Here is a 6536-nt window from a genome sequence, read left to right as displayed (position 1 = left end):
CCCGATGCCTTCGTGCCAGTTCGAAGCGGCGGGATCTAGTAGAACTACGCTTTTAGTCCCGCCCGATTCCGTCCGTCTGAAAATCCCTACACGGGATGGTTCCACGGCGTTCGGCGCGGGGGACCCGAGCCCCCCCACTGTCGACACACGCAGCCGCTGGTTCAGGCGTTCGGGTTGGAGGCCGGGCCTGCCTAGGTAACGTACGCAGTGAATACCCGCCCGCTAGAGAGAGTCTTGCCGATGCGCCATGACTTGGGGATTTTCCCTCGTGACCCCGACAGTAGCTTCGAGCTTGAACGCCACGGTCCGAACAATGTCGTCCTGGAGCTGTGGGGTCCGCCGGACTGGGACAAGATCGGCCCGACCGAGCAGATCACCACGATCACCGCGCGGGATGCCAAGCTAGGGCCCAAGCCGGAAGGGCACCAGTTCCCAGCCCTCAGGGAGTTGACCGCTACGTGGTCCCGGGATTTGGGCCCGTGGCTCCGAGGCAGCCACCTGCGGACGCTGGATATTGACCGGCCCACGCAGGCCACCCTGGATGCCCTCGATGGGGTGCCGCTGCGGTTCCTGCGCTTGCGCTCCGCCCGGTGGTCCGGCCCGTTGCGCTGGCCCGCACTGCCGGAGCTGGAGGACCTCTGGTTCACCCTGTGCAAGGAAGCGGACCTGACCGGGCTCTCCACCCTGCCGGCGCTGCGGGAAGTGCGCATCGACTCCATGAAGCAGCTAACCCACCTGGGAGAACTCGCCGCCGGCCACACACTCCGGGACGTCTTCCTGGCGGACGTTCACGCCGTGGACGACCCCACCCAGCTGTGGAACATCAACTCCGAGGAAGTCACAGCCTTGGGCGAACCGGCTACCTCACCCTGGATTATCGAGGCCCTGAGGTCCCTCACCCCAGAACAGGAGCAACAGCTCAGCACCGCGTACACCTTCGGCGAGAACTGCCTACGCGTGGCCGCCGGCGAGGCGCCAGTTCCGGAAACCGTCTCGAATTTGGATGAGGACTTCGAATCCTTGACCTTCGACCCGGTGAACGTGCCCACCGCCGAGGTCCTCGAAACCCGCGACGTCCGCTCCACCGGCCACGCGTGGACCGATCTCGTCACCTGGTGGTGGCCCGAGCTGGTCGGGCGCCTGGAGATGGATCCCGATGGTGACCTGTTCGCCGCCTACGGCAAGATCGAGGATCTGCGGGAGCTCCAAGAACAACTCGAGCCCCTCCTCAGCGACGAGACCGCCCTGACCCAGGCTCTGGAGAACGTGCCCTTGGACCAACTGGACTCTTGATTTCGGTCTCCATGTGCTCTGCACTTCGGACATCCCAGACGAACAGCGCGCCCACCGCGGCGCCCGTCTCGAACGAGGCTGCCTACCGCCGGCCCGGTCGAACGGTCGACCACTTCATTGACCGGCATTCAAGCATGCCCGTGAGAGCAGTGAGCAAGGAGCCACGGAGCCTTGCGACAGGCGTCCCGAAGCAGGATCCCCCAGACGGCCAAGGCTGACTGGAAGCAGCCCTCGTGAACCGCGCTACTGAGGCTGACTGTGTCGTGGCACTTCGGAAGTACAAGGTTGTTCAGGCGCACCCGGAACCCCATGGTCGATGTCGAACTGGCATTCGCTGCACACTGATGGCCTGTCATCCTCAGGTAGATGTTCGCGCCAGTCGTGGCCGCAGGTCGGACAGTCTCCGTGCCACGGATTCCTCTTCGTAAATGACCACATGCCCTCCATTCTCGTCACGGTGGCTCCTAGTTCCGAAAGCCGAAGGGCCTACGGCGCGCGATCGCTCAGACCGTCGACGGCCACATGCGCCTCGATTCTTGCCCGCAGGAGGATCCTCCACTGGGCGCTTTCGGCCACAGCCCAGCTGGGTCGGGTTCTGACGTTAAGCGCCTGGCGCACTCATCACCTGAAGCTGCCGGAACGAACGTTCCGAGAGTCACCTGCACCCGTCATGGTTGAATCAACCAAGTCAAGCGGCGCAACGCGCCCTCATCAAGGCATTTCGGCAGTCCGGCCAAGACCTTGCAGACACGAGGGAGGACATGCTGTGGGCGGAGACCCGATGTCGTTCGCGCTCAACGGCCTGGAAGTCGCCGTGATAGCGCTGTGGGCGGCCGGCATCATCTGCGCCGTCTGGGCGACGCGCTACCTGAGCTCACGCAGGTCTCGACTGCTGCTGATCATTCTTGCCGTCCTCGTTCCGGTGTTCGGCACCCTTGCGGTCATCGTCAGCGTTGCCGTGCTCGTGTGGGACAGGCGACGACCGGCCCTGCCGAGAGCCTCCCGCCGGTAACCGCCCCCAAGGTATTGCGAGGCCAGTTGCAGGACATGGGGCGAGCCTCGAGAGGGATCCTCATTTAGGACGGCGCCGGTGATTCGCATGCAACGATGAATCGCACCGGAACGGGATTACGGGGGCGAGCATGGGCGCGGACGGCATTTGGCAATGGATCTTCGGCGGCCTTGCTGCGACTGTCCTAATCTCCGGCCTGGCCCAACTCATGCAAGGAGCCATGCTCGGCTGGGCTGCCGTCATCGCAGCCGTGCTGCTCTTGTTAGGCGTTCTGGTGTGGCGTCGATGGCCGACGCGTTACCGCTGGGGACGATTCATGCGGGTCTGCGGCGTGTACATCGGGTTCATCTGGCTCATCGCCCTGATGCTCGAGGTACTCGGTTGGGATGGTGAGTTTTCCTGGGCAGCATGGGGTGCAGGCATCGGAGTCGCTACTCTCACCGTCTGGGGTGCGGACCCGGGCGCCCGGTCAGCCGGCAACGGAACAGGCGCCGAGACCGGTCAGGATTCGGCCCGGCAGACGACGGAATCCTGAGCGTCGCACTACACGATCCTTGAGCGGGTCGTGGGCTGGTGGGCTTAGTCCAACCATCCGAGTTCGGTGGCCGTCGGCGTCAGGCTCGGGGTGCGCCCGGTTGCCTGGCGGACGAGGTCCCGAAGCGCTGGTGGGAAAGGTGGGCGAATGTCGTCCTGCCAGTAGGTCAGTATCCAGGCCTCCGCGTAGGGATCGCCGGATTGGCACAGCAACTCATAGAGCAAGAAGTGGCGGTCACCGTCCGTGCCCGTCGAGAACACATCAGAAACTGCGTCCGCGCACTGATCCACCTGCTCGCTGTGCAGCAAAGAAGCGTGGTGCGCGCCAGCGCCCTCGACATCCTGAACGGTCTCGGTGTTCTCCTCCAGCTCCCGTGTTCTGTCGAGGTAGGGACGCATCGACGTCAGATAACCCGCCGCAAGCTCTGCCAAAGATCCCTTGGATGCCGTCGTTGGCAGATCATCCAGAGCCGCCCTATTCGCGGTCTGATGGTGCCTCTTGCTCATCATGCCCTCATTGTCCGCGGGGGCCCGGCTCCTGAACGAAGCACGGCCGAAATGATCCGCTCGAGGATCCCTCAGCGGACCCGGTGGGTGTCACACCTGGGACCCGTGAAGGTGACCCCACGTATCCGCGTCGTCTCTCTGCCTCGAACCGCTGAGCAGCCTCCGACTCGAGCCGCGGCGGAGTCAGCGCCGATTCGTCATCCACGATTAGGCTCTGACAGCCTGATATCCGTTCAGTATTAGCCCGAGTGCGCCGCACAGAACCGCGGCAGGGAGAGCGATGGCACAGAAGGTGAAGACAGTGCTGGTCGATGACCTCACGGGTGACCCGGCCACCGAAACCGTCCAGTTCGGTGTCGACGGCCGGCACTACGAGCTCGACCTGACCAAGGGCAACGCCAAGCAGCTGCGGACGGAGCTAAAGGCCTTTGTCCGCGCGGCCCGCCCGGTGGCACCCCCGAAGCCGGCGCAAGAAGCGGCCCGGATTCGCGCTTGGGCTAAGGAGAACGGGTACGAGGTCTCGGCCCGGGGCCGCATCCACCGCGAGGTGATTGAGGCCTACCGCCAAGCGCTTTAAGGCACCGCAGTCCCTCACGGGCCGGGTGGATGGCACACCGTTCCGGCTGCCTGGGTGCGTTACATGCACGGCGAAGGCCCCAGCCATTTGGCTGGGGCCTTCGGTGTCATCACTCGCACCTTCATCACTTGCATCTTGATGAGGTGTTCTTGATCCTAGTGATCGAGTCTGGTGAGTGGCTGAGCGTGAGATGGTGATTGGGTCAAAGCGGGAAGCGGGACCCTGAGGATCGGCGTACACGTGCGTCGAGAGACTGTATCTAGGGCTTGGCAGTCGCGCCGTCGAGCTCCGCCGTCCATGCTGTCGAGCCGCGGAATCGACAAGGGTGCACCGCCATCTATGTTCGACACAAGGCCGCGGCTTGTCCCAGAACGCCACAGCAGGGGGACCGGTACCTGGTTTTTCAGGAACCGGTCCGATCGTGGCCGGTTTGCGGGGTGGTTACTTGCCGGCCTTGATGGTCAGCGACTGCGTCTTGCTCGTGGTGTAGACCGGAGACCAGGTCGTCTTGGTGACCTGCTTGGACGTCGTCGTCGACTTGTACAGGTAGTCCTTGGTGGACTCGACGTATGGGTAGAGCGTGGCTTTGGCGGTTGACCCCACAACTGGCTTCACGGCCCCCTCGACAGTGGTGTCTTCGCCCCACAGCACCTCGTTGGCCAGCCCGTTGGCCCGGTTCGTGGCGGTGTCGGGGAAATGCGCCGCCAGGGCCGCATAGGAGCCGTCGAAAGCGCCGGTGCACTTGAGGTCGATCAGCGCGATGTCCATGCGGCCGATTACCGGGTCGACGTCGGATTCCATCGGCCAGACCTTGGCCACCTTGCATGTCATGGCGACCGGGGTGCTGCCGTTGGACACCAGTTTCTTGGTGGTGCTCTTCACGGTGGATGTGGTGGTGATGGGGAGCTGGTACTTCACCGTCGTGGTCGCGCTGTACTTCCCGGCCTTCAGGCGAGCAGTGGGTTTGGCCGAGGCGAGCGTCTTGGAACCTTGCTTGACGGTCAGCGCCTTGGACACCAGCCGGGCCCCCGAGGCGACGGACACGGTCGGCGCCACGGTGGCCGTCCCCCCGCGCGGAGCGGTCTTGCCCGGGACGGGCTTGACGGTCACGGCCTCGCGGACCACCAGGGTCTGGGTCTTGCTGGCCGTCTTCGAGGCCGACCCGGCCTTGTAGGTGACCCGGGTGGTGACTGAATAGGTGCCGGCCTTGAGTGCAGCGCTGGCCTTGCCGGAGACCAGCGTCCTGGTTCCCTGCTTGATGGTCAGCGTCTGCGCGGTCACGGAGGCCCCGCCGCTCACCGCGACCGAGGGGCGAACCGTTGCGCTGCCCCCGACCTTTACGATTGGACTCGCGATCGTCTGGATAGTGACGCGCGGGGTGGAGGTGGACGCCGCCACGGAACCGGCGGCAACTGCCGTGGTGATTTCAGGCGACGGTGCGGCCGAAGCCCCTGCCGCGGTGCCGAGAACGAGAGATGAGACGGTTGCGATGGTCGCGAGGGCGCGACCGAATGATGTGGACAAGTGGTTCCCCTGCAGGTCAGGCGGCGCTTGTGGCGCCTGTGCGTGTGATGCAGGCATCATAACCGCCCGCAGAGCGCTCGATGGAGACACCCCTAGGCCCGAGCCCTGCCATTCGACAATTCAAGCCCCGTTGGAGGATCCTCGAATGAGATGCGGGCCGTCTAGTTCTGGACTCGAGCACACGGACTGGGACCGTGGTGGTCAGCCCCGAGAGGCGGTCTCGGTCGGCCAGCTTTGCAGATCCGCTCTCTGTTGGAGCAGGTCGGGGTGCTCCCCGAAGTAGTCGATCAGGATGTCGACCGCCTGAATGGTCCGTTGATGACCGGCCGGGTCTATCTGGCCGGTCAACCGCAGCAGGGTGAACCCGGCTGCCGCGACGAAGGTGGCGGCCTCGTACCACTGCTCGCCCTCGGGGTTCTCACCCCACTCGTGCGCTACCGGCACCTCGGCCAGGGCCAGAACATCATCCAGTGTGGCGGTGTCGGTCAGTTCCTCGCACCGCTGCGCGACGGTAAACAGTAAGTCCCATCCTTCGTCGGAACCGAAGGGGGCGAGCTCGTTGGCGGGATCATCGTAGATCGGTGCCGAGAAGTGTCGCGTGAACGCGGGATGGGCCTTGACCAGTTCGTCGTCCATGGTGTCCTCCGGGTCTTGGCAAGTGATTCCCGACGCCCGCGTCCCGGGGGACATGGCGTCCGGCGGGCTGATCTGTGCCTCGGTTCTCAAGGTCGACTGCGGGCTGCTCTGCGACGCCTGCGCGCCGGCCGGCCTGCTGGCTTCGACTCCCCGGCCTGGGGCTCCACAGGCGCTGAGGATCAACCCTAGGGCGGCTGTTCCCACGACGCACCGTATCCATCCGTGTGTGCCTCTTCGCGACATAGCCCAGCGCCCACGCTTTCCTCTTGATGACCTGAACCACCTTAGGCGGCATCCGTTGCCGCGGCTGGCACCGCACCCCTAAAGACTCATCAAGGCTGCGAATGAAGACCTGTGCCCTACTAGGGAATCCTCAGACGGACGGAATCGGGCGGGATTAAAAGCGTAGTTCTACTAGATCCCGCCGCTTCGAACTGGCACGAAGGCATCGGG

Annotated in this window: 7 protein-coding genes; 4 read left to right on the top strand and 3 right to left on the bottom strand. The window is 64.5% G+C overall.

Annotation, left to right across the window (positions count from 1 at the left end):
• The first annotated feature begins 240 nt into the window (after positions 1 to 240).
• The 3 genes from Q0283_RS13545 to Q0283_RS13535 all read left to right on the top strand — a co-directional run bounded on the left by Q0283_RS13545 (position 241) and on the right by Q0283_RS13535 (position 2840).
• The gene (locus Q0283_RS13545) at positions 241 to 1293 is read left to right on the top strand and encodes an Imm51 family immunity protein (RefSeq protein ID WP_298045121.1); all 1053 of its coding nucleotides are present in this window, start codon (positions 241 to 243) and stop codon (positions 1291 to 1293) included.
• A gap of 781 nt (positions 1294 to 2074) precedes the next feature.
• Positions 2075 to 2305, top strand: coding sequence for a hypothetical protein (locus tag Q0283_RS13540; protein WP_298045120.1), 231 nt, complete (start codon positions 2075 to 2077; stop codon positions 2303 to 2305).
• Between the two features lie 130 nt (positions 2306 to 2435).
• Positions 2436 to 2840 carry a hypothetical protein gene (locus Q0283_RS13535; RefSeq protein ID WP_298045119.1) on the top strand — a complete coding sequence of 135 codons (405 nt, stop codon included), beginning with the start codon at positions 2436 to 2438 and terminating at the stop codon, positions 2838 to 2840.
• A 44-nt stretch (positions 2841 to 2884) separates the two neighbouring features.
• Here Q0283_RS13535 and Q0283_RS13530 read toward each other — a convergent pair whose 3' ends face one another.
• Positions 2885 to 3349 carry a hypothetical protein gene (locus tag Q0283_RS13530; protein WP_298045117.1) on the bottom strand — a complete coding sequence of 155 codons (465 nt, stop codon included), beginning with the start codon at positions 3347 to 3349 and terminating at the stop codon, positions 2885 to 2887.
• A gap of 277 nt (positions 3350 to 3626) precedes the next feature.
• On the opposite strand from Q0283_RS13530, the gene Q0283_RS13525 reads away from it, so the two are divergent.
• Positions 3627 to 3923 carry an Lsr2 family protein gene (locus Q0283_RS13525; RefSeq protein ID WP_298045116.1) on the top strand — a complete coding sequence of 99 codons (297 nt, stop codon included), beginning with the start codon at positions 3627 to 3629 and terminating at the stop codon, positions 3921 to 3923.
• Positions 3924 to 4364: 441 nt separating this feature from the next.
• Here Q0283_RS13525 and Q0283_RS13520 read toward each other — a convergent pair whose 3' ends face one another.
• Together Q0283_RS13520 and Q0283_RS13515 are read right to left on the bottom strand one after the other, a co-directional pair.
• Complete coding sequence (locus Q0283_RS13520; protein ID WP_298045115.1) at positions 4365 to 5204, bottom strand: hypothetical protein; 840 nt, start codon at positions 5202 to 5204, stop codon at positions 4365 to 4367.
• A gap of 444 nt (positions 5205 to 5648) precedes the next feature.
• Complete coding sequence (locus tag Q0283_RS13515) at positions 5649 to 6083, bottom strand: hypothetical protein (RefSeq protein ID WP_298045113.1); 435 nt, start codon at positions 6081 to 6083, stop codon at positions 5649 to 5651.
• Positions 6084 to 6536: the final 453 nt, after the last annotated feature.

The organism is uncultured Citricoccus sp. (assembly GCF_937871995.1).
Classification (GTDB): domain Bacteria; phylum Actinomycetota; class Actinomycetes; order Actinomycetales; family Micrococcaceae; genus Citricoccus.
This window is presented reverse-complemented; position numbering and strand designations above follow the sequence as displayed.

Excerpts from the sequence above, each read along its gene's own strand:
- Q0283_RS13545 (WP_298045121.1), top strand. The coding sequence starts at position 241 with ATGCGCCATGACTTGGGGATTTTCCCTCGTGACCCCGACAGTAGCTTC.
- Q0283_RS13540 (WP_298045120.1), top strand. The coding sequence starts at position 2,075 with ATGTCGTTCGCGCTCAACGGCCTGGAAGTCGCCGTGATAGCGCTGTGG.
- Q0283_RS13535 (WP_298045119.1), top strand. The coding sequence starts at position 2,436 with ATGGGCGCGGACGGCATTTGGCAATGGATCTTCGGCGGCCTTGCTGCG.
- Q0283_RS13530 (WP_298045117.1), bottom strand. The coding sequence starts at position 3,349 with ATGATGAGCAAGAGGCACCATCAGACCGCGAATAGGGCGGCTCTGGAT.
- Q0283_RS13525 (WP_298045116.1), top strand. The coding sequence starts at position 3,627 with ATGGCACAGAAGGTGAAGACAGTGCTGGTCGATGACCTCACGGGTGAC.
- Q0283_RS13515 (WP_298045113.1), bottom strand. The coding sequence starts at position 6,083 with ATGGACGACGAACTGGTCAAGGCCCATCCCGCGTTCACGCGACACTTC.